Here is a 21,957-nt window from a genome sequence, read left to right as displayed (position 1 = left end):
CCGTGACGGCGGCTCCGGTACGGATCCGCGGTTCTGGTACGGATCCATGATGCGGCATTGATCAGGACGCCTTCGTCCCCCCTCCCACCAGACGCAGCCGGGCGCCCTGTGGATCCCACCCGTACCCCCGGCAGGGCACAATGCGGGCGGGACCTGCGGAACTGCCCAGCGAACGGAACGCGCGAAAGTGGATGAAACGGCCGAGAAGGAGCCCGCCCCGGGCGGAGCGCCGACCACGCCTGTGAGCGGATTCACAGACAGCGCGGCGGACGAGGAACGCCGCCGCGGGGTACGGCGGATGAAGGCCCTCGCCCTCGCCCTCCTGCTCGGCGTCGCCGTCGTCTACGTCCTCGCCACCTGGGCCGAGCACCAGGGCGCCGGTGCCTGGGCGGGCTATACGGCCGCGGCGGCGGAGGCGGGCATGGTCGGCGCGCTCGCCGACTGGTTCGCGGTCACCGCCCTCTTCCGCCACCCGCTCGGCCTGCCCATCCCGCACACCGCGATCATCCCGACGAAGAAGGACCAACTCGGCGTCTCCCTGGGCGAGTTCGTCGGCGAGAACTTCCTCTCCGAGGAGGTGGTGCGCCAGCGGCTGCGGGCCGTCGGCATCGGCAGCAGGCTCGGCGCCTGGCTCGCCGCGCCCGAGCACGCCGACCGGGTCACCGCCGAGCTCGCCACCGCCCTGCGCGGCGCCCTCGCCGTGCTGCGCGACTCCGATGTGCAGGCCGTCGTCGGCGAGGCCATCACCCGCCGCGCCGACGCCCAGGAGATCGCCCCCGGCCTCGGCGACCTGCTGGAGCGGATCGTCACCGACGGCGGCCACCACCGTGTCGTCGACCTGATCTGCGTCCGCGCCCACGACTGGCTGGAGGTGCACAGCGACTCGGTGATGGGCGCGGTGCAGGGCGGCGCCCCCGGGTGGACGCCCCGCTTCGTGGACCGCCGGGTCGGCGAGCGCGTCTACAAGGAACTCCTGCGCTTCCTCGCCGAGATGCGCGACATGCCGGGCCACCCCGCCCGCGGCGCCCTGGACCGCTTCCTCACCGACTTCGCCGCCGATCTGCGCGCCGACCCGGACACCCGGGCCCGCGTCGAACGCCTCAAGAGCGAGGTGCTGGCCCGCGACGAGGTGCAGGACCTCATCGCCTCCGCCTGGTCCTCGGTACGGGCCATGATGGTCGCGGCGGCCGAGGACGAGCGCAGCGAACTGCGCCTGCGGGTACGCGCCGCCCTCCTCTCGCTCGGCTCCCGGATGGCGGCGGACGCCGGGCTCCAGGCGAAGGTCGACCGCTGGGTCGAGGGCGCCGCCGTCTACGTGGTCACCACCTACCGCCGGGAGATCACCTCCCTGATCACCGAGACCGTCGCGGGCTGGGACGCCGAGCAGACCACCCGCAAGATCGAGGCCCACATCGGCCGCGACCTCCAGTTCATCCGCATCAACGGCACGGTGGTGGGCTCCCTCGCCGGGCTGGTGATCTACGCGGCCTCGCGGGGGCTGGGGGCCTGAGACCCGCCGATCCCGGGGCCGGTACGTCCTGCTCGGGCCGGCGGTCGGTCCTGCTCGGACCGGCGGTCGGTCCTGCTCGGGCCGGCCGTCGGTCCTGCTCGGACCGGCTGTCGGTCCTGCTCGGACCGGCGCCTTGCGTCCCGGGCGGCCGGGTCAGTCCTCGGCGACCGTCAGCACGAGCTTGCCCCGGAGGTGGCCCCGGGCGGCGCGTTCGTGCGCCGCCGAGGCGTCCGCGAGGGGGAAGGTGCCCTCGATCGCGAGGCGGAGGGTGCCCGCGTCCAGGAGGCCGAGCAGTTCGGCGAGTTGGGCGCCGTTCGAGCGGACCTGGGTGCCCGTCACGGTGACCCCCAGCCGCTCGTTCTCCGCCTCGTCGAACGCGCCGAAGTACACCGGGTAGAGCGATCCGCCGCGCTTGAGGGTGCGCAGGAAGCGCCTGCTGTGCGGGCCCCCGACGGTGTCGAGGACCAGGTCCATGTCCCGTACGGCCTCCTCGGGCCGCTGGGCGGTGTAGTCGACGAAGGCGTCGGCGCCCAGCTCGCGCAGGAAGGCCTCATGGGGACCGGAGGCCACGGCGACCACGCGGGCTCCCCGCCACTTGGCCAGTTGGAGGCCGAGGTGCCCCACGCCCCCGGCGGCGCCGTTGACGAGCACCGTGGTCCCGCTGCCGAGGGCCGCCGGGCGGTGCCGGGCCTCCTGGAACGGCGAGGGGTGGTCGTGCCCGAGGTCGATCAGGAACTGCCAGGCCGTCAGCCCCGACATGGGCAGCGCGGCGGCGTCGACGTGGCTGACACCGGAGGGCTTGCGGGCGAGGTCGGCCGCCGGAGCGGTGACGTACTCGGCGTAGGCGCCGCCCTGGAGGGAGTCGGGGAAGCGCAGCAGCCCGCAGACCTCGTCCCCGACCGCGAAGCCGGGGGCGTCGGGGGCCACGGCCGCCACGGTGCCGGAGACATCGGTCCCGGGGATCAGGGGCAGCGCGAAGGGCGGTGTGAACTCGTCGGGCACCCCGGGCATCCCCTCGCGTACGTACCAGTCGGGAGGGTTGAGACCGGCCGCGTGCACCCGGACGAGGACCTCACCCGGACCGGGCTCGGGCACCGGCACCTCGTCCAGGCGCAGCACCCCGGGGCCGCCGTACTGGTGCAGCCGGATCGCTTGCATGGTGGGTGTCGGCATCGGTTTCTCCTGGTTCCTCGCGGCGGGTACGCTGAACGGATCGGCGATCCGTTTATCCGGATCACTGAACCGAATATGTGGACCACTGATCCGGATCGTCAATCGGGGCGCGGCCGAGGCGCGACCGGGGCACGGTTCCGGAGGGCCGGGAGGGTGTGGATGCGGGCGGACGCCAGGAAGAACCGGGACCAGTTGCTCACCGTGGCGCGCGAGGCCGTCGCCGAGCAGGGCGTGGACACCTCGATGCGCGACCTCGCGCGCAGGGCGGGCGTCGGGCTCGCGACCCTGCTGCGGCACTTCCCGACGCGCGAGGCGCTGCTCGACGCCCTGCTCCGTACCAGCTTCGAGGAACTGACCGCCCAGGCCGAGGAGTTGGCGGCCTCGCAGTCCGCCGAGGACGCGCTGCTGGCCTGGCTGCGCGACTGCGTCTCCTGGACCACGACCTACCGGGGCGTGACCGTGCTGATGGCGGCCGCCATCGAGGACCCCGACTCCGCGCTGCACGCCTCCTGCACCACCCTGCGCGCGGCCGGTGCGCGGCTCCTGGAGCGCGCCCAGGCCGCGGGCGCGGCGCGCGGCGACCTCGACGGCGACGAGCTGTTCGCGCTGATCGCCGCGCTCGCCTGGCTCGGGGACCAGCCCTCCTTCGCACCGAGCGCCGATCACCTCTTCGAGGTGGTCGCGAGCGCGATCCTGACGGGACCGGCCCGCGTCTGACGGGATCGGCCCGCGTCTGACGGGATCGGCCCGCGTCTGACGGGATCGGCCCGCGTCTGACGGGACCGGTCCGCGTCGGATGAAACCGTCTCGCCTCTGACGGGACCGGCCCGCGCCGGAGGACCTGCCCGCGCCGGAGGACCTGCCCGTGCCGGGAGGACCTGCCCGTGCCGGGAGGCCGGCTCGCGCCCAGCGCGGCCAGGGGACCGCACCCCGCCCCGTACGCCCCGGATGCCGCACCCCCCACCCGGCCGACAGGCCGAAATCCCCCCGTAGCGGCAGGCTGGTAAGCCGCGGCGGGGCCGCGCGCGCACGGTGGACCGAGCCGGTGCTCATGCCCCGCCGCGGAGCGGGCATCCGGTACCGCAGAACGGGCACCCGAACCGGATGACCGTCCGGCCGGGGCGGGCCGCCAGCCGCGCTCCGGTCGCCGCGTGCAGGGAAGCGTGCAGGAAGAGGGAGCCATGTCCGAGACATCCGAGCCAGGTTCCGGCCACCGGTCCACCGGCGGCTCCGGCGATCCGTCCGGCGGCGGACCCGGTGACCCGACCGGCGGCACCGTGACCACCGCCGTACCGGCCCGGCTCGACCGGCTGCCCTGGTCCCGGTGGCACTGGATGATCGTGATCGGCCTCGGCACCGTGTGGATCCTGGACGGCCTGGAGGTCACCACGGTCGGCAACATCGCCAGCCGGCTCTCCGAGGACGGCAGCGGACTGGACATCACCTCCGCGCAGATCACCGGCCTGGCCGCCGCCCTCTACGTCGCGGGCGCCTGCGTGGGCGCCCTCTTCTTCGGGTGGCTCACCGACCGCTACGGCCGCAAGAAGCTCTTCATGGTCACGCTCGCCGTCTATCTCGCCGCCACCGCGATGACCGCGCTCTCCTTCGACGCCTGGTGGTTCTTCCTCTTCCGCTTCCTCACCGGCTTCGGCATCGGCGGCGAGTACGCGGCCATCAACTCGGCCATCGACGAGCTGATCCCGTCCAAGTACCGCGGCCGCGTCGACCTGATCATCAACGGCAGCTACTGGCTCGGCGCGGTCGGCGGCTCCCTGCTCTCGGTGCTCGCCCTGAACACCGCGATCTTCCCCAAGGACCTCGGCTGGCGGCTCACCTTCGCCATGGGCGTCGTACTCGGACTGGTGATCCTGCTCGTGCGCCGCCATGTGCCGGAGAGCCCGCGCTGGCAGTTCATCCACGGCCGCGGCGAGCACGCCGAGGAACTGGTCTCCTCGGTGGAGCGCGAGGTGGAGCAGGAGCACGGGCGCAAGCTGCCCGAGCCCGGTCCCGCGCTCACCATCCACCAGCGCAAGAGCGTCGGCTTCGGCCTGATCGCCAGGACCGTCTTCGGTACGTACCCCAAGCGCGCCGTCCTCGGCCTCTCCCTCTTCATCGGGCAGGCCTTCCTCTACAACGCGATCACCTTCGGCTTCGGCGCCATCCTGACCACCTTCTTCGACGTGCCCTCCGGCAACACCGGCTACTACTTCGCGGTGATCGCCGCCGGGAACTTCCTCGGCCCGCTCGCCCTCGGCAAGCTCTTCGACACCCTCGGCCGCCGGATCATGATCTCCTCCACCTACCTGATCTCCGGCATCCTGCTCTTCGGCACGGCCTGGCTCTTCGACCGCGGCTCGCTGGACGCGACCACCATGACGGCCTGCTGGTGCGCGGTGCTCTTCTTCGCCTCGGCCGGTGCCTCCAGCGCCTATCTCACCGTCTCGGAGATCTTCCCGATGGAGACCAGGGCGATGGCCATCGCCTTCTTCTACGCGATCGGCACGGCCGCGGGCGGTATCTCCGGCCCGCTGATCTTCGCCGACCTCACCGAGTCCGGGAAGGTCGGCGACACCGTCCTCGCCTTCCAGCTCGGCGCCGGTCTGATGTGCCTGGCCGGACTGGTCGCCGCCTTCCTCGCGGTACGCGCCGAGCAGCGCAGCCTGGAGGACATCGCCAAGCCGCTCTCGGCTGTCTGAGCGGTACGTACGCGGTCGGGGTGCCCCGTGCCTCAGGCGCGGGGGCGGGGCACCGCCAGCGCCAGGATCGCCGCCGCCGCGCAGAGGGCGCCGGTCGCCACCCACATCGGGTCGTAGCTGCCGAAGACGTCCCGGGCGGCGCCGCCGAGCAGGGCGAGCAGGCCCGCGCCGAGCTGGTGCGCGGCGCCGACCCAGCCGAAGACCACGGTGGCGTCGGCGCCGAACCGCTCCCGGCAGAGCGCGATCGTCGGCGGCACCGTCGCCACGTCGAGCAGCCCGAACACCACCATGAACGCCAGGAGTTGAGGCCGGGCAGTGGCGGAGAGCAGCAGCGGCAGCGCGAACAGCGACAGCCCGCGCAGCGCGTAGTACGAGGCGAGCAGCCACCGGACGTCGAGGCGGTCGCTGAGCCAGCCGGAGGCCACGGTCCCGGCGACATTGAAGATCCCGACCAGTGAGAGCAGCGAGGCGGCGAGCGTCACCGGCATGCCGTGGTCATGGGCGGCGGGCGCGAAGTGGTTCCACATCACGCCGTTGGTCGAGGCCCCGCAGACCGCGAAGCTCCCCGCGAGCAGCCAGAACGGCCCGCTGCGCACCGCGCCGCCGAGCACCCGCACGGCCCGGCGCGCCGCCCCCGGCTCCGGCGCCCGGCGCGGCACGAACTCCGTTGCCCCGTACGGGCGTTGGCCCACGTCGGCCGGATGGTCCCGCAGGAAGAGCAGCACCAGAGCGCCGGTGCCGAAGGCCGCGACCGCGACGGCGAGTACCGCCGCCCGCCAGCCGTAGGCGCCGATCACCCCGGCGAGCACCGGCAGGAAGACGAACTGGCCCACCACCCCCGCCGCCGTGAGGATGCCGGTCACCAGTCCCCGGCGGCGCACGAACCACCGTTCGGCGACCGCCGCCGCGAAGGCCAGCGCGGCGGCACCCGAACCGAGGCCCACCAACAGCCCCCAGTACAGGGCGAATTGCCAGGGCGCGGCCATGGTCGCGGTGAGCGCGGCCCCGGTGCCCGCGAGGCCGAGGGCGCCGGAGACGACCCGGCGCATCCCGAAGCGGTCCATCAGCGCCGCGGCGAAGGGCGCGCTGGCCCCGTACATCACCAGGCTGACCAGGCTCCCCGCCCCGATCATCGACCGCGACCAGCCGAACTCCCGGTGCAGCGGCCCGACAAGGAGCCCGGCCAGCGTCCCGGCGGCCCCGGCGGTGATCAGCGCCAGCGCGGCCAGCGCGGCGATGAGCCAGGGGAGGATGTGGCGCTCGGGGTGGGGGGGGGGGGTGGGTGCGGGCGCGGGTGGGGGTGGAGGCGGTGTGGAGGTGACCGGAGGTGGTGCTCCCGCCGGTCACGCCGTGGCCGCCGACCGCGCAGCCGGTGTCGTTGCTGATGTCGTCGCCGGTCCCGTTGCTGGTGGGAGCGCTGTCGGGGGCGCCGGAGGAGGCGGTGTCGGCGGTGCTGTCGGAGGTGGTGTGGCTGGTCATGCGACGAGCGTGCGCCCGGGCCGCCCCTCTCCGGCAGTGGCCAGATGGCCGAGATGTGCAAGAATCTGGCCATGGCCTCTCGTGCTCCCGCCCAGCGGACCCCGGCCGCGGACCGGAAGGATTCCCGCCCCCGCCACCGGGTCGCCGTCCTCGTCCGCCACGGTGTGCTGCCGATGGAACTCGGCCTGGTGCACCAGCTGTTCGGCGCGGCCCGGGACGCCGCGGACGCGCCGCTCTACGAGGTGGTGACCTGCGCCCCCGAGCCCGGCACCATCCGTACCGACGTCGACTTCACGCTGCACACCCCGCACGGCCTGGAGGCGGCGCGGGCGGCGGACACGGTCCTCGTACCGGCCTCCCATGAACTCGACGAGTCCCTTCAACCCGGCTCTCTGGACCGGGAGTTGACCGAGGTCCTGGCCGAGGCGGCGGGGCGCGGGCGGCTCGCCTCGATCTGCACGGGATCCTTCGTCCTCGCCGCCGCGGGCCTGCTCGACGGCCGCCGCGCGACCACCCACTGGCAGTCCACCGACCGCTTCGCCCGCGCCTTTCCGTACGTCACCGTCGACCCGGACGTCCTCTACGTGGACGAGGGCGCCGTGCTGACCTCGGCGGGCGAGGCCGCGGGCATCGACCTGTGCCTGCACATGATCCGCGGCGACCACGGCGCCGCCGTCGCCACCGGCGCCGCCCGCCGCACGGTGGTGCCCCCGCACCGGGAGGGCGGCCAGGTCCAGTACATCCAACGCCCGGTCACCGAACCGGAGTCGACCTCGACCGCCGCCTCCAGGGCCTGGGCCCTCGACCACCTCGGCGAACCGCTCACGCTGGCCGCCCTCGCCGCCCGGGACGGCATGAGCGTACGGACGTACAGCCGCCGCTTCCGCGAGGAGACCGGCCTCACCCCGGTCCAGTGGCTCACCCAGCGGCGCGTGGACCGGGCCCGCACCCTGCTGGAGGAGACGGACCACACCGTCGACCGCGTCGCCGCCACCTGCGGCTTCGGTACCGGCGCCTCGATGCGCCAGCACTTCCAGAGCGCCCTCGGCGTCTCACCGGGCGCCTACCGTGCGACCTTCCGCGGCGCCGCCGGGCCGCGCTGACCCGCCCGGCCGCGCCCGGCGCCGCGACCCGGGCCACACTGGACCCCGCAGCCCCTGGCCCAGCAGCCGACCGACCGCCACCGCAGGCAGGAGACCTCAGCGATGACCATCCGCCGCATCATGCCCGATCTGCACACCGGCTCGACCGCAGCGACGGACCGGCACCGTACGTTCTACGGCCTGTTGGGCTTCGAGGAGGTGATGGACATGGACTGGGTGGTCACCATGGCCTCCCCCGCCAACCCCACCGCGCAGATCTCCTTCTTCACCGAGGAGCGCACCGCCCCCGTCGTCCCCGAGCTGAGCGTCGAGGTCGAGGACGTGGACGCGGTCTACGCCGCCGTCACGGCACGCGGCGCCGAGATCGTCCGTGAACTGCGGGACGAGGAATGGGGCGTACGCCGCTTCTTCGTACGCGACCCGGGCGGCCGCGTGGTGAACGTGCTGACCCACCGCGAGGACTGAGCCGCGGGCCCGAGGAACACGCGGGCCCGGCCCGTTCGCGACCTGGTGGGGATGCCCCGGCGGGTGCGGGTGCCTCAGCCCCGCCGGTCGGCGACGGCCCAGGAGGCGGCGGCCACGGCACCGGCCACCGAGAACACCGCGGGCCAGGCCCCGATCTTCTTCGCCAGCGGATGCGAGGCCCCGAAGGCGCCCAGGTAGGCGGCGGTCAGCGCGCCCGCGGCCTTCCCTCCGGCCTGTTCCCGCCACTGGTTCGCGGCGGCGGCCCCGGCGACCGCGAGCACGGCCCCGCCGAGCTGCCGCTTCCTGGTGAAGCGGGCGGTGGCGTACCCACCGATGAGCCCGGCCGAGGCCAGCACCGCCGCGGGAACCTTCGCCATCTGTGCTCCATGCGTGCGCGTACGGGATGAACGGGATGAACGGGATGAGCTGCGGATACCGCCCCAGGTGCGGCTACGGGACGAGGCTAGCGCGGGTGCCCGGACCGCCGTGGAGCGGGGCGGGCACCCGGCCGCCGCCGTCTCAGCCCGCCCCGTGGCACTCCCCGTACGTCCGGCCCGAGCCGCACCAGCAGGTGTCGGTCGCGGCCGGGGGCCAGGCCGTGGCGCGGCCGCGGGCGGCGAGGGTGGTGGCGTACTGGGGGAGGAGTTCGGTGTCGGCGGGGGAGCTGCCCTCGGAGGCGGCGAAGGCCTCGTAGGAAGGGACCGTGGCGGAGACGATGCCGATATTGGCGGTGCCGGAGTCGGCGAGTTCGCGCAGGCTGGACTCTATGGCCGCGAGGTGCTCCTCGTGGGAGGGGTACTCGGAGGCCAACGACGGGTAGGCGGCGAGCAGTTCGGCGAGTTCCGCGGCGGGCCAGTGCAGTACGGCCACCGGGAAGGGGCGGGACAAGGCGGCGCGGTAGGCGCCGAGTTCGGCGTTGAGGCGGGAGATCTCGGCCTGGATCTCGGCCGGGTTGTCCGAGCCCAGCGACCAGACCCGCTTGGGGTCGTGCAGCTCGTCCAGGGCCACCGGGCCGGTGTGCCGCTCCTGGGCGAGCGCGTCCCACTCGTCGTGTTCGGCGCCGAGCATCCGGCGCACCCGGTGGCGGCCGACCAGCAGCGGTTGCAGGTCCTTGGCCGCCGGAGCCTGCGCCGAGAGCAGCTGGCGGACGCCCTCGGTGAAGGTCTCGTGGGCGGCGTCCAGGTCGTCGTGCGCCTCGTAGGCCTCGCCCGCGATGACATACGGGGCGCCCTCGCGCGGGGCCGCCAGCCGTACCCCGTCGAGGTTGGCGCGCGCCTCGGCCTCGTGCCCGTACTCCCACAGATTGGCCGCCTTGAGGGCCTTGACCAGGTCGGGGCGTTCCAGCGGGGTCGGGGCGGCGGAGAGCAGGCGGTCGTAGAGGGTGCTCGCGCGGGAGCGGGCACCGGCGAGTTCGAGATGGGCGGCCGCCTGCAGCAGCAGTTGCTCCGCGTCCTCTGGGTAGAGCCCGGCGGTGCGCTCCAGGCGTTCGGCTTCGGCGATGTGGTCGACGGAATCGGCTGACGTTTCGGGGCGCATGCGGACACGGTACTGCGGTTGCGGCCACGTGAAACGAACGGTGCCGGGAGTGTGAGCAGCGCGGCATCGGCGGCCGGTCGATCTCCTCCCTGGGGTGGAGCAGCCGGGCCCCGGCTCTCGGGTATAACCGGACAGGGCACGTCCGCAGGGGCGTTGCAGGTGCGTTCACGGGCTCGCGGACACGGGGCGAAGAGCGTGGGCGCGGGAACGCGGGCAGGTGGGCAGCCGGGACGACCGGGACCACCGGGGTACGAAGCGAAGCGGGGAGGGCGAGGCGGTACATGGGCACGGGTGGAGACCTGGGCGCGACCGGGGTCCTCGCACGTCCGGCGGCGGCCTCGCACCGGGCCCCGACTCCGGCCCGTATGACCGCCCTCGCACATCCGGCGGCGACGCGCTCCCGCCGAACCCCGGCCCCGACCCGCCTGACCGCCCTCGTGCACCCCGCGCACCCCGCGTTCCTCCGGCGCCTGCTCCTGCCGCTCCTGGTGGTCCTCTCCGAGGTGCTGTTCGCCGAGGCGGGGATGCTCGGCGCCGCCATGACGCTCGCCGCCACCGCGGCGGCCGGTTCGCTGCTCGCGCTCTGCGCCCTGCTCGCCGCGCGTGCGGTGCCCGCGGTGCCGCACGCCCGGGTCCGTACCGCCATCCGCGACCGGGCCCGGCGCACCGCCTTCCTGCCCCAGCGCGATCCCGATGCCGCCGGGCGCCCGAGGCCCCGGGCACCGGGGTGCCGGCCCGTGACGGCCGTATGAGGAAGCGCCGCACCGGCTGAACCGCCCGCGTGCCCCCGGGGTACGCGGCCCCGCCGTGCGCCCGCCTCCCGGCCGGGGCGCCCGACCGCGCCGCCCCGTCCGTACGGTCCGTCCCGCCGAGGTCTTCTCCTCCCTTCCCGGTCCCCCCTTCCGCATCCGCACGGGGCGACCGGCACGACGAGACCCCCGGAGGGCTCCTCCCATGGCATCGCTGTCCGTCTTCGCCGACCTGGTCGCGTCTCTCGCGGACCTGCTCGACCCCCTGTTCCACGACTCCGCCACCGCCGCCGCGATCGTGGTCTTCACCGCACTGGTACGGCTCCTCGTCCTGCCGCTGTCCCTGGCCGCCGCGCGCGGGCAGCGGGCGCGGGCCCGACTCGCCCCGCAGGTCGCCGCGTTGCGTACGAAGCACCGCAAGGACCCGGCGGCATTGCAGCGGGCGCTCACCGCGCTGCACGCCGAGCACCAGGTCTCGCCGCTCTCCGGCTGCCTGCCGAGCCTGCTGCAACTGCCCGCGTTCTTCCTGCTCTACCACCTGTTCTCCAGTGGCAGCATCGGCGGCGAGCCCAACGCCCTGCTCGGGCACACCCTCCTCGGCGTCCCGCTCGGCGGGCGCTGGCACCAGGCCCTGGCCGAGGGCGGCCCCTTCGGCGCGCCCGGCCTCGTCTATCTGGCGCTCTTCCTGCTGGTCGCCGCCGTGGCCACGGCCAATCTCCGCCGCACCCGGCGGGGCATGGCCGCCTCCGGCCCGCTGCTCCCGACGGGCGAGGACGGGCGCCCGGCCCCGGGGCTCGGCGCCCTGACCAGGGTGCTGCCGCTGATGTCCTTCCTGACCCTGATCAGCGTCGCGGTACTGCCGCTCGCCGCCGCGCTCTACGTCGTCACCAGTACGACCTGGAGCGCGGTCGAACGGGCGGTCCTCTACCGGGAGCGGGAGCGGGAGCAGCCGGAGGCGCGGGCGGAGGGCGCCGCGGCCTGACGGAAGCCGGAGGGGCGGCGAGCGGACCGGGGCGTGCTGCCCCGGCCCCGCACCCCGCGGTCAGCCCAGCATCCGCGCCGCGGTCATCCCAGCGTCCGCGGTCACCTCAGCGTCCGCGGTCAGCCCAGCGTCACCGTCACGCCCTCGCGGGCCGAGCGGCGGGCGGCCTCCAGGACGTCCAGGGCCGCGGCGGCCTCCCGCGCGGTGACCGGGTTGGGGCCCTCGCCGCGGACGGCGGCGGCCACCGCCGCGTAGTACGCCGGGTAGTCGCCGTGCCGGGTGGGTACCGGCTTGCCGCCGCCGGTCAGCGGGGACTCGCCGGAGCCGAGACGGCCCCAGAGCGACTCGGGCTCCACGCCCCAGGCGGTCTCCGAGTCGGGGCGCAGGCCCTCGCGCAGGGCGGCCTCCTGCGGGTCGAGCCCGTACTTCACATAGCCGCCACCCGAGCCGAGCACCCGGAAGCGCGGCCCGAGCTGGGCCGCCGTCGAACTCGCCCACAGATGGGAGCGGACCCCGCTGCGGTGGGTGAGCGCGAAGAAGGTGTCGTCGTCCGCCTCGGCGCCCGAGCGGCGCACCACGGACTCGGCGTAGACGCGTTCCACCGGGCCGAAGAGGACCAGCGCCTGGTCGACGATGTGGCTGCCGAGGTCGTAGAGCAGCCCGCCGATCTCCTCGGGGTCGCCGGACTCGCGCCAGCCGCCCTTGGGCCGCGGCCGCCAGCGCTCGAAGCGGGACTCGAAGCGCCAGACCTCGCCCAGTTCGCCGCCCTCGACGAGCTCCTCGAGGGTGAGGAAATCGTTGTCCCACCGGCGGTTCTGGAAGACCGAGAGCAGCAGCCCGCGCTCCTCGGCCAGCGCCGCCAGCTCCCGCGCCTCGGCGGCCGTACCGGCGAGCGGCTTGTCCACGACGACCGGCAGCCCGGCCTCCAGGGCCGCCCGCGCGATGCCGACATGGGTCTTGTTCGGCGAGGCGATCACCACCAGGTCGAGTTCACCGGCGCGCGCCCACAGCTCCTCCGGTCCCGCCGCGAAGCGCACCTCCGGGAACTCGGCCCGCGCCTGCTCCCGCCGCTCGGGGTTGGCGGTGACCACGGTGTCGAGGAGCAGCCCCTCGGTCGCGGCGATCAGCGGGGCGTGGAAAACGGAACCCGCGAGGCCGTAGCCCACGAGTCCGGTGCGCAGGGGGTGCGTGCCAGTCATGGCGCCAGCTTAGGCAGGGAGAACACCGGGCGCCGTACGGGGTCGCCGCCCGCCGGGGGAGGGGTGGTCCACCGGTGCCGCCGTCCCGTTCCCGGGGTGCGGCCGCCGGGTCCGCGGGCCTCCTTGCCCGGCCCAGGTCGCTCCCCGGCCCCGCCGAACGGGCGGAAGGGCGCCGCTGAACGGGGGTAGCGGGGTGTGGCGTACGCCGGGCCGCGGGAGGAGGCATGGCATGCACAGCCGAACCGGAAGCGGAAACAGACCCGGACACGGAAGCGGAAGCGGAAACAGCGACAGCAGCAGCGGCAGCAGCGGAAGCAGCAGCGGGGAGCCGGGGGCCGGGACGCGGGTTCTCGGGGTGCGGGCTCGGAGTGGCCCGGAAGCAGCCGAGAGCCGCACCCCTGCGCGCGGACGTCCCCGCTCGTGGACCCGCACCCCGAGCCAGGCACCCACCGCCTCCCGACCCACCGCCGCCCGACCCCGCGCCTTCGCCGCCTCCCGAGCCCTCGCCGCCGCCCTGGCCCCGCTCGCCCTCCTCGGTCTGGTGACCGTGCCCGCCCCGCTGGTCGGCGCGGTCCCGGCCGCCGCCGCGGAACCGTCCCCGGCGGCGGCCCCGGCCCGCGAGTGCGCCGCCCGGGGCGCCGACTTCCCGGTCCGCGCGCGCCTCGACGCCACCGGTGAGCCGCGCCTTCGCGCGGGCGCCGCCCCGCGGAACTGGACGGTCGAGCTGACCAACACCACCCGCACCCGGTGCCGCGCGCTGCACCCCCTGCTCGTACTCGTCGACGCGGAGGGGACGTTGCGCCCCGGACAGGTCCGGATGGAGTTCCACGACGGCGGGCGGTGGCGGCCGGTGCAGCGTGAGCACACCGACCGCGGGGAGACCATCGGGGTCTTCGCGGGTCCCGGGTTCGAGGGCTTCCCGCTGTCCGCGGGCGACACCCGCCGGGTGCGGATGCGGCTGGCCTTCGCCCGGGACGCGGCGCCGGACGAGCTGACGGCCGAGGTGACGGTGGTACGGCGGCGGGGCGCGGACGGCGACTGGTTCGGGCAGTCCGCGCCGCACCGCTTCACGCTGCTCTCCGCCACCGGCCGCGCGCCCGAGGCCACCGAGCGGCCGGAGGCCCCGGAGGGGCGGCTCACGGAGGAGTCCCGGGAGCGCGAGTCCCGCGAGAGCGCCGGTCACCCGGAGCCCGGTCGCCCCGAGTCCGGTGACACCGAGTCCGGTGACACCGGCGCCGCGGACACCACCGGCGGCGACGGCCTCCCGGACTCCTGGCCGCGCCCCGAACTCGCCCGTACCGGTCAGCGCCATCTGCCCCAACTCACGGCCCTCGCCGCGGTGTTCCTCGTGACCGGGACCGTATTGCTGCGCGTAGCAAGGAAGTTGCGCCGGAACGCCTCTCGCGACGCGGCCTGACCACGAGGTGACCCGACCCCCAAGTCGGCTTGGTAGCAGTCCAGATGACCCGGAAGGCGAGGGGCGACTCCGTCGGACGGTACGGAGGGCGGTACGGAGGCGGTACGGAGGAGCGAGGGCCCGGCACCGCGGAGAGCGGGCCCGGCTCGCAGGAGGGCGGGCCCGGAAACGGAAGAGACCGGGCCCGGTACGGAGTCTTGTGCGCAGGTCCGCCGGAGCGGACCCTTCTCGGATGGTGACGCGAGAGGGCAGCCGATGAACAAGCCGGTCGATCAGCGCGAGCACGGCGAGGAGCCGAAGGCCCCGCCCGGTCGGCGCCGCGCCCTGGCGGCCGGTTCGGTGGGCAACTTCATCGAGTGGTACGAGTTCGGTGTCTACGGCTACTTCGCCACCACCATCGCGGCCCAGTTCTTCAGCCCGGGGGGCACCGGCGACCTGGAGAGCCTGGTCAAGACGTACGCCTCCTTCGCGCTCGCCTTCTTCTTCCGCCCGGTGGGCGCCGCCCTCTTCGGGCGGCTCGGGGACCGGATCGGGCGGCGCCCGGTGCTGATCCTCGTCGTTCTGCTGATGAGCGGCGCCACCACGCTGATCGGGCTCCTTCCGACGTACGCCACGGTCGGGGCGGCGGCGCCCTGGCTGCTCACGGCGGTACGGATCGTCCAAGGCCTGTCCGCGGGCGGGGAGTTCGGCGGTGCGGTGGCGGTGATGACCGAGTTCGCGCCGCCGGGCCGCCGGGGGCTCTACGGTGCCTGGCAGTCCTTCACCGTGGCCCTCGGCCTGCTCGGCGGGGCGGGCGCCGCCGCGCTCCTCGCCACCCTGCTCAGCACCGCCCAGCTGAACGACTGGGGCTGGCGGATCCCCTTCCTGCTCTCCCTGCCGCTGGGCCTGATCGCGCTCTGGCTGCGGCTGCGCCTGGAGGAGACCCCGTCCTTCCAGCGGACCGCCGCCGGGCGGCCACCCGGTGAGGACGCCTCCCGCGCACCGGTGGACCGGGCGAGCCCCCGGGCCACCGCGCGGGCCGTCGCGCTCGGCGCCGGGCGGCTGATGGGCTGGTCGGCGGCCGGGTACACCTTCCTGGTCGTCCTGCCGGGCTATCTGCAGGTGGCGCTCGACGCCAGCTTCCAGCAGGCGCTGCTCGCCGCCGTGGTGTCGAACCTGGGCTTCGCCGCGGTCATCCTGCCCGCCGGGATGCTCAGCGACCGGATCGGCCGGCGCCCGGTGATGGTCGCGGGCATGGTCCTGGTCGTCCTGCTCGCCTTCCCGCTGATGAGCCTGCTCCAGGACGGCGACGCCCCGACCTGGGCCAAGGGGCTCGGCGTCTGCGCGGCGGGCGCCGCGGTCGGACTCGCGGCGGGGCCCGGACCGGCCATGCTCGCCGAGATGTTCCCCACGGACGTCCGCTACATCGGCCTCGGCCTGGCCTACGCCCTCTCCAACGCGATCTTCTCCGGCTCGGCGGGCCTCATCATCACCGAACTCATCGAACACACCGGCAACGCCGACATCCCCGCCTACTACGTCGCCGCCACCTGCCTGGTGAGCATCGGCGCCCTCCTCACCCTGCGCGGCGACGCCCACCGCCGCCCGCTGCGCGACGCGGGCCACGAGGCGCCGTCGACGAGGAGCGAGGCATGAGGAACGGGCGGCGGCGGTACGTGAGGAGCGAGCGGCGCTGCGCGAGGTGCGGGCAGCGCTGCGCGAGGTGCGGGCAGGGGTACGCGAGGTGCGGGCGATGAGGGTCATCGGCCTGATGTCCGGCACCTCGTACGACGGAATCGACGCGGCGGCCGCCGAGTTGACCTTCGAGGACGCCGACAGCGCTACCGACGCCGATGCCGATATCGGCCCGGGCGGGGACCCGGGTGCCACCCTGCTCCTCGACCCCCTCGGCTGGTTCGGCGGCGAGCATCCCGAGGAGGTGCGGGCGGCGCTCGCGGCCCAACTCCCGCCGTCCGGTACCACGATGGAGGCGGTCTGCCGTCTCGACACCGCCCTCGGGCAGGCCTTCGCCGGGGCCGCGGACCGCGCCCGGCGCGAACTCTGCGCGGGCCGGGCGGACTTGGTGGTCTCGCACGGGCAGACCGTCTACCACTGGACCGAGGCGGGACGGGTCCGCGGCACCCTGCAACTCGGCCAGCCCGCCTGGATCGCCGAACGCACCGGGCTGCCCGTGGTCTCCGATCTGCGGGCCCGGGACGTCGCCGCGGGCGGCCAGGGCGCACCCCTGGTCAGCGCCTTCGACGTGCTGTGGCTGCGCGGGCGCCCGGGCAAACCGGTGGCCCTGAACCTCGGCGGCATCGCCAATCTGACCGCGGCGGCGGCCGGTGAGGAGCCGGTGGCCTTCGACACCGGACCGGCGAACGCGCTGCTCGACGCCGCGGTGCGGTACCTGACCGAGGGGCGGCTGCACTACGACGCCGACGGGCGGCTCGGGGCGCGCGGCACCGTGCATCCGCCGCTGCTCGCGCACCTGCTCCGGGAGCCGTACTACGCGCGCACGCCCCCGAAGACGACCGGCAAGGAACTCTTCCATCTCCCTTATCTGCGCGAGCGGTTGAGACTGGTCGACCCCCTGCCGCCAGAGGACGTGGTGGCCACCGTGACGGCCCTGACGGCGCGCACCGTCGCCGAGGCGGTCCGCGCGGTCGGCGGCACCGAGGTGATCGCCTCCGGCGGCGGCACCCGCAACCCGACGCTCCTCGCCATGCTCCGCCGCGAACTCGGCGCCCTGCCGCTGCGCACCTCCGACGAGCTCGGCCTGCCGTCCGCCGCGAAGGAGGCCTACGCCTTCGCCGTGCTCGGCTTTCTGAGCCTGCACGGGCTCCCGGCCACGGTCCCCGCCTGCACCGGCGCCGCCCACCCGAGCGTCCTCGGCTCCCTCACCCCGGGCGCGGACGGCTTCCCGCCGCTGCCCCCGCGCCGCAGGGCACCGACCCGGCTGCGGATCGAGGCGGCGGCGCGCTGACCGGGCGTCGGCCCGGCGGGTACCGGCTGCGGCGAGTACCGGGCACGGCGAATACCGGGCACGGCGAATACCGGGCACGGCGAATACCGGGCACGGCGAATACCGGGCACGGCGGGTGCCGGGCACGGCGAGTACCGGGCGGGCCCGCCCGGAGCGCGGCGGCACGGCCCCGCCGCCCCCCGACTCCGTGGCCGTCTGCAACGATTCCCCGGTGGACTACCCGAACGACCAGGCACCCGGCGCCCCCGTGCGCTCCGGGATCCCCGAGCACGGCCGGATTCCGAAGTACTACGCGGTGAAGGCGCGGATCGCCCTCCTCGTGGACGAGTTGGCGGAGGGCGGCGCGCTGCCGACCGAGCGGGCTCTCGCGGAGCGCTACGAGGTCGCCCGCGAGACCGTGCGGCAGGCCCTGCGCGATCTGCTCCTGGAGGGCAAGCTGCGCCGCCAGGGCCGCGGCACCGTGGCGGCGGGGCCCAAACTGGAGCAGCCGCTCTCCCTCGTCAGCTACACCGAGGGGGTGCGCAGGCAGGGGCGCACCCCGGGCCGGAACCTGATCGGCCTCGACCGCTTCCCCTGCAACGCGGCGCTCGCCGAGGAGACCGGGCTCCGGCCGGGGGAGCCGGTCTGGCACCTGGAGCGGGTGCTGCTCGCGGACGAGGAGCGGATGGGCCTGGAGTCGACCTATGTCGCGGCGGAGCGGGTACCGGATCTGGACACCGACTTCGACCCGGACTCCTCCTTCTACTCCTATCTGCACGACCGCCTCGGCATCGCCTTCGGGGACGCCGACGAGCGCCTGGAGACCGTGCTCGCCACGCCCCGCGAGGCACTCCTGATCGGCACCCCGCCCGCCCTCCCGATGCTCCTCATCCACCGGATCTCCCGCGACACCGAGGGCCGCCCCCTGGAACGCGTACGCAGCCTCTACCGCGGCGACCGCTTCTCCTTCTCCACCCGGCTCGGGGACTCCTCCACCTGACCTCCGGGGCTTCCTCCACCCGCGCCCGCTGGCTTCCTCCACCCGAGTACGGCGAGTCCTCCACTGGGGACACCGTGAGGCCCCCGGGCGACAGAACCCGGCGTACAGCCCTACTCCACCCGGCTCAGAGATCCCCGTAGCCCCGCCCCCCGATGGCCGAAACCCGCCCGCGTGAACGCTCCCTGAGGGGGCGTCAGCTCCGGTCGCGGGGCGCGTACGCGGCGCGTTCGGGGCGACACGGAAGGTGCGCACGACCCTTGCTCCGGTGTGCGCGCCCACTTAGCGTGCGCTGGGCACGTACCTCCGTCGCCCGTACGACAGCTTGGGGTTTCCGTGACCGTTCCCCCGCACCTTCCCCCCTCCTCGGCGTCCTCCCCGCCCCTCTCGCCGCCGTCGTCTCCGCCGCCCGCTCCGGGCTCCTCGGGCCTGCCCCGCCGACTGGTCCTCGGGGCCGCGGGTGCCCTCGGCGCCGGGTCCGCCCTCGCGCTCCCCACCGCCGCCGCTGCCGCCGCGCCCGGCGCACCGGCCGCCGCGCCGGGTGTCGCGCCGGGCGCCGCCGAGGACCGGGGCACCGGCGCCGCCCGGGCCGCCCTGCGGCGCCTGCTGCCGCACCACGCCGAGCAGTTCACCCTGCGGCTGCGGCCCCCGCACGAGGGCCGCGAGCACTTCCGCGTCACCGGGAGACGGGGGCACCTCACCGTCGAGGCGACCGGCCCGGCCACCCTGCTGACCGGGGTGCACTGGTACCTCAAGTACGGATGCGGGGCCCATCTCGCGTGGAACGGGGCGCAGGTGGACCTGCCGGACCGGCTGCCCGCCCCGCGCCGCCCGCTGGAACGTTCCACCACGCTCAAGCACCGCTTCGTGCTCAACGACACCAGCGACGGCTACACCGCCCCGTACGCGGACTGGGCGTACTGGGAGCGGATGATCGACCTCCTGGCGCTGCACGGCTGCAACGAGGTCATGGTCATCGCGGGCGCGGAGGCGGTCTACCACCGGGTGCTCGAGGAGTTCGGCTACAGCGACGCGGAGGCGCGCGCCTGGCTGCCCGCGCCCTCGCACCAGCCCTGGTGGCTGCTGCAGAACCTGGCCGGATACGGCGGCCCGCTCTCCGCCGAACTGATCGCCAAGCGGGCCGACTTGGGCCGCCGGATCACCGCGCGGCTGCGCGAACTCGGCATGTCCCCGGTGCTGCCCGGCTACTACGGCCATGTCCCGGACGGCTTCGTCGACCGCAACGGGGGCGACGCCCATGTCGTCCCGCAGGGCACCTGGCACGGCTTCGCCCGCCCCGACTGGCTCGACCCGCGCACCGACTCCTTCGCCTCGGTGGCCGCCTCCTTCTACCGCCATCAGCGCCAACTCTTCGGCGAGGCACGGCACTTCAAGATGGACCTGCTGCACGAGGGCGGCACCGCGGGCGACGTACCGGTGCCGGAGGCGGCGCGCGGGGTGCAGAAGGCGCTCCGGGCGGCCCATCCGGAGGGCACCTGGGTCATCCTCGGCTGGGAGGCCAATCCGCTGCCCGAGCTGCTGGACGCGGTGGACAAGGAGCGGATGCTCATCGTCGACGGCGTCTCCGACCGCTACTCCAGCGTCACCGACCGGGAGAAGGACTGGGCGGGCACCCCCTACGCCTTCGGCACCATCCCCAACTTCGGCGGGCGCACCACCCTCGGCGCCCGCGCCCACCTGTGGACACAGAAGTTCTTCGCCTGGCGCGACAAGCCGGACAGCGCGCTGACCGGAACGGCCTATCTGCCGGAGGCCGTGGACCGCGACCCGGCCGCCTTCGAGCTGTTCTCCGAACTCGCCTGGCGGGAGAGCGCCCCGGACCGCGCCGACTGGTTCGCCGGTTACGCCGACTTCCGCTACGGCGGCCGGGACCCCGGGGCCCGCGCGGCCTGGCGGGCCCTTGAGGAGACCGCGTACCAGCACACCGCGAAGGAGCGCAGCGACCCGCACGACTCGCTGTTCACCGCCCGGCCCTCGCTGAGCGCGGAGCGCTCCTCGGCCTACGCGCCCGCCGCGCTCGCCTACGATCCCGGCCGCTTCGACGCCGCCCTCGCCGGGCTGCTCGCCGTCGCCCCGGCCCGCCGCCGGGGCCAGGCCTACGCCTACGACCTGGTGGACGTGGCCCGCCAGGCCCTCGCCCACCGCAGCCGCCAGTACCTGCCCCAGCTGCGGGCGGCCTACGAGCGGGGCGACGCCGGGACCTTCCGGGAGCTGGCGCGGCTGTGGCTGCGGCTCATGCACCTGGCGGAGGAGTTGACGGGTGGACACCGCGCCTTCCTCCTCGGCCCCTGGGTGGAGGACGCCCGGCGGATGGGCACCACCGCCGCCGAGCGCGCCGAGTTCGAGCGCACCGCGAAGGTGCTCCTCACCGTCTGGGGCGAGCGGGACACCGCCGACCCGGGCAAGCTCCACGAGTACGCCAACCGCGAATGGCACGGGCTGATCGGCGAGTTCTACCTGCCGCGCTGGCGCAAGTGGCTCGACCTGCTCCAGGACGCGCTGGACACCGGCGAGGAGCCGCCGGAGGTCGACTGGTTCGCGGTGGAGGAGCCCTGGACCCGTACCCGCAAGGACTATCCGCTGCGCCCGGTCACCGACCCCTACCGCACCGCCTCCCGGGTCCGCGCGGTGCTCGCCCGGGCGCCCTACCAGGGCCGGCTGGCGGTGAGCAGCGAGCCGCCCGCCTTCCCGCCCGGCGGCCACGCCCTCCTCGCGGCCGAGTTCCGCAACGTCAACGGCCTGCGCGCGATGGGCCCCGTCGACTTCACCCTCACCGGCGTCGAGGCCGAGCCCGAGGGCCCCGCCCGGCTGCCGCGCGTCGCACCCGCCGGCACCGGCACCGTCCGCTGGCGGGCCAAGGCCCCCGCGAAACCCCTGGACCGCCCGCTGCGCCCGCTCCCGTACACGCTCACCGCGCGGTACGGGCCCGAGGGCGAGCGGCGGGTGGAGGCCGCCCAGCGGGGCACCCTCTTCGAGGCCGGTCCGCTCGCGGACGGCTGGCGCACCGTCACCACCAACGCGGCGGTCTTCGGGCAGCTGGACGACCGCTTCGCCGTCGACGGGGCGGGCGCCGACCTCTGGAAGGGCACCGCCGAGTTCGGCGCCCTCTACCGGGCGGGGGCGCTCGCGGACGGCGGGGTCCTCACCGTGTCCGTGGACAGCCAGGCAGCCACCGGGCCCTGGGCGCGCGCGGGCCTGATCGTGCGCGACAGCCTCGCCACCGCGGGCGCCCCCGGCTTCCTCAACCTCGCCGCCACCCCCGGCAACGGCGTCGTCCTCTCCTACGACAGCACCGGCGACGGCACCCTGGACACCTACCGCAGCCTGAAGGGCGTCAAGGCCCCGGTGCTGCTGCGGCTGAGCCGCGCCGGGGACACCTTCACCGGCGCCTGCTCCACCGACGCGGGCACCACCTGGCGCGAGGTCGCCGCCGTACGGGTCCCCGGCGCGGCGGCCCGGCAGGACGCGGGCCTGTTCATGACCGCCACCAACGGCGGCGGCGGGGCGCGCGGCACGGTCGAGTTCAGCGGGTGGAGCGCGACGTAGACCCCCGGGAGGACTCTCCACCCGTACGTACCGTCCGGCTCCACCCACGGGCGGTACGTACGGGTGGACCCGGGCGCCCCGAGGCGGCCCCGCGCCCCTCCTGTGGCCGAGGTCTCGTCACGGCATAAGGCGCGGAACGT

The 21,957-nt window shown here is 74.9% G+C and carries 17 protein-coding genes; 12 read left to right on the top strand and 5 right to left on the bottom strand.

The window, feature by feature from the left end:
• Positions 1-298 precede the first annotated feature (298 nt).
• Entirely contained in the window at positions 299-1,510 is a 1,212-nt protein-coding gene (locus MID12_RS10195; protein WP_107071487.1) for a DUF445 domain-containing protein, read from the top strand.
• Between the two features lie 153 nt (positions 1,511-1,663).
• Here the strand turns inward: MID12_RS10195 and MID12_RS10190 are convergent, their stop codons facing one another.
• Positions 1,664-2,683 carry an NADP-dependent oxidoreductase gene (locus MID12_RS10190; RefSeq protein ID WP_263166318.1) on the bottom strand — a complete coding sequence of 340 codons (1,020 nt, stop codon included), beginning with the start codon at positions 2,681-2,683 and terminating at the stop codon, positions 1,664-1,666.
• A 159-nt stretch (positions 2,684-2,842) separates the two neighbouring features.
• On the opposite strand from MID12_RS10190, the gene MID12_RS10185 reads away from it, so the two are divergent.
• Both MID12_RS10185 and MID12_RS10180 read left to right on the top strand, forming a co-directional pair.
• On the top strand, positions 2,843-3,400 hold the full coding sequence (locus MID12_RS10185; RefSeq protein ID WP_263166316.1) for a TetR/AcrR family transcriptional regulator: 558 nt from the start codon (positions 2,843-2,845) through the stop codon (positions 3,398-3,400).
• A 464-nt stretch (positions 3,401-3,864) separates the two neighbouring features.
• Positions 3,865-5,379, top strand: a complete 1,515-nt coding sequence (locus MID12_RS10180) for an MFS transporter (protein ID WP_078844875.1) — start codon at positions 3,865-3,867, stop codon at positions 5,377-5,379.
• A 32-nt stretch (positions 5,380-5,411) separates the two neighbouring features.
• Here MID12_RS10180 and MID12_RS10175 read toward each other — a convergent pair whose 3' ends face one another.
• Entirely contained in the window at positions 5,412-6,542 is a 1,131-nt protein-coding gene (locus tag MID12_RS10175) for an MFS transporter (RefSeq protein WP_411577053.1), read from the bottom strand.
• Between the two features lie 387 nt (positions 6,543-6,929).
• Between MID12_RS10175 and MID12_RS10170 the strand changes: the two genes are divergently transcribed.
• Together MID12_RS10170 and MID12_RS10165 are read left to right on the top strand one after the other, a co-directional pair.
• A complete protein-coding gene (locus MID12_RS10170; protein WP_263166311.1) occupies positions 6,930-7,961 on the top strand; it encodes a GlxA family transcriptional regulator in 1,032 nt (343 codons plus the stop codon).
• A 102-nt stretch (positions 7,962-8,063) separates the two neighbouring features.
• Positions 8,064-8,426, top strand: coding sequence for a VOC family protein (locus MID12_RS10165; RefSeq protein ID WP_040249096.1), 363 nt, complete (start codon positions 8,064-8,066; stop codon positions 8,424-8,426).
• Between the two features lie 74 nt (positions 8,427-8,500).
• On the opposite strand, the gene MID12_RS10160 is transcribed toward MID12_RS10165, so the two are convergent.
• Both MID12_RS10160 and MID12_RS10155 read right to left on the bottom strand, forming a co-directional pair.
• The gene (locus MID12_RS10160; RefSeq protein WP_040249093.1) at positions 8,501-8,803 is read right to left on the bottom strand and encodes a hypothetical protein; all 303 of its coding nucleotides are present in this window, start codon (positions 8,801-8,803) and stop codon (positions 8,501-8,503) included.
• A gap of 142 nt (positions 8,804-8,945) precedes the next feature.
• Positions 8,946-9,962, bottom strand: a complete 1,017-nt coding sequence (locus MID12_RS10155) for an SEC-C metal-binding domain-containing protein (protein ID WP_040249089.1) — start codon at positions 9,960-9,962, stop codon at positions 8,946-8,948.
• A 365-nt stretch (positions 9,963-10,327) separates the two neighbouring features.
• On the opposite strand from MID12_RS10155, the gene MID12_RS10150 reads away from it, so the two are divergent.
• Both MID12_RS10150 and MID12_RS10145 read left to right on the top strand, forming a co-directional pair.
• Complete coding sequence (locus tag MID12_RS10150; protein ID WP_263166308.1) at positions 10,328-10,714, top strand: DUF6412 domain-containing protein; 387 nt, start codon at positions 10,328-10,330, stop codon at positions 10,712-10,714.
• Positions 10,715-10,916: 202 nt separating this feature from the next.
• A complete protein-coding gene (locus MID12_RS10145; RefSeq protein WP_263166306.1) occupies positions 10,917-11,693 on the top strand; it encodes a YidC/Oxa1 family membrane protein insertase in 777 nt (258 codons plus the stop codon).
• A 119-nt stretch (positions 11,694-11,812) separates the two neighbouring features.
• Here MID12_RS10145 and MID12_RS10140 read toward each other — a convergent pair whose 3' ends face one another.
• A complete protein-coding gene (locus MID12_RS10140) occupies positions 11,813-12,892 on the bottom strand; it encodes a Gfo/Idh/MocA family oxidoreductase (RefSeq protein ID WP_263166305.1) in 1,080 nt (359 codons plus the stop codon).
• A 355-nt stretch (positions 12,893-13,247) separates the two neighbouring features.
• Here MID12_RS10140 and MID12_RS10135 point away from each other — a divergent pair, with 355 nt between their 5' ends.
• The 5 genes from MID12_RS10135 (at position 13,248) to MID12_RS10115 (ending at position 21,817) form a co-directional block, all read left to right on the top strand.
• The gene (locus MID12_RS10135; RefSeq protein ID WP_263166303.1) at positions 13,248-14,309 is read left to right on the top strand and encodes a hypothetical protein; all 1,062 of its coding nucleotides are present in this window, start codon (positions 13,248-13,250) and stop codon (positions 14,307-14,309) included.
• Positions 14,310-14,564: 255 nt separating this feature from the next.
• Positions 14,565-15,944 carry an MFS transporter gene (locus tag MID12_RS10130; protein ID WP_263166301.1) on the top strand — a complete coding sequence of 460 codons (1,380 nt, stop codon included), beginning with the start codon at positions 14,565-14,567 and terminating at the stop codon, positions 15,942-15,944.
• A gap of 97 nt (positions 15,945-16,041) precedes the next feature.
• Entirely contained in the window at positions 16,042-17,274 is a 1,233-nt protein-coding gene (locus MID12_RS10125) for an anhydro-N-acetylmuramic acid kinase (protein ID WP_263166300.1), read from the top strand.
• A 211-nt stretch (positions 17,275-17,485) separates the two neighbouring features.
• Positions 17,486-18,253 carry a GntR family transcriptional regulator gene (locus tag MID12_RS10120; RefSeq protein ID WP_263166298.1) on the top strand — a complete coding sequence of 256 codons (768 nt, stop codon included), beginning with the start codon at positions 17,486-17,488 and terminating at the stop codon, positions 18,251-18,253.
• A 438-nt stretch (positions 18,254-18,691) separates the two neighbouring features.
• Positions 18,692-21,817 carry an alpha-N-acetylglucosaminidase gene (locus tag MID12_RS10115; protein ID WP_263173043.1) on the top strand — a complete coding sequence of 1,042 codons (3,126 nt, stop codon included), beginning with the start codon at positions 18,692-18,694 and terminating at the stop codon, positions 21,815-21,817.
• The last annotated feature ends 140 nt before the right edge of the window (positions 21,818-21,957 follow it).

Source organism: Streptomyces sp. SCSIO ZS0520 (assembly GCF_025643355.1).
Taxonomy (GTDB): domain Bacteria; phylum Actinomycetota; class Actinomycetes; order Streptomycetales; family Streptomycetaceae; genus Streptomyces; species Streptomyces physcomitrii.
This window is presented reverse-complemented; position numbering and strand designations above follow the sequence as displayed.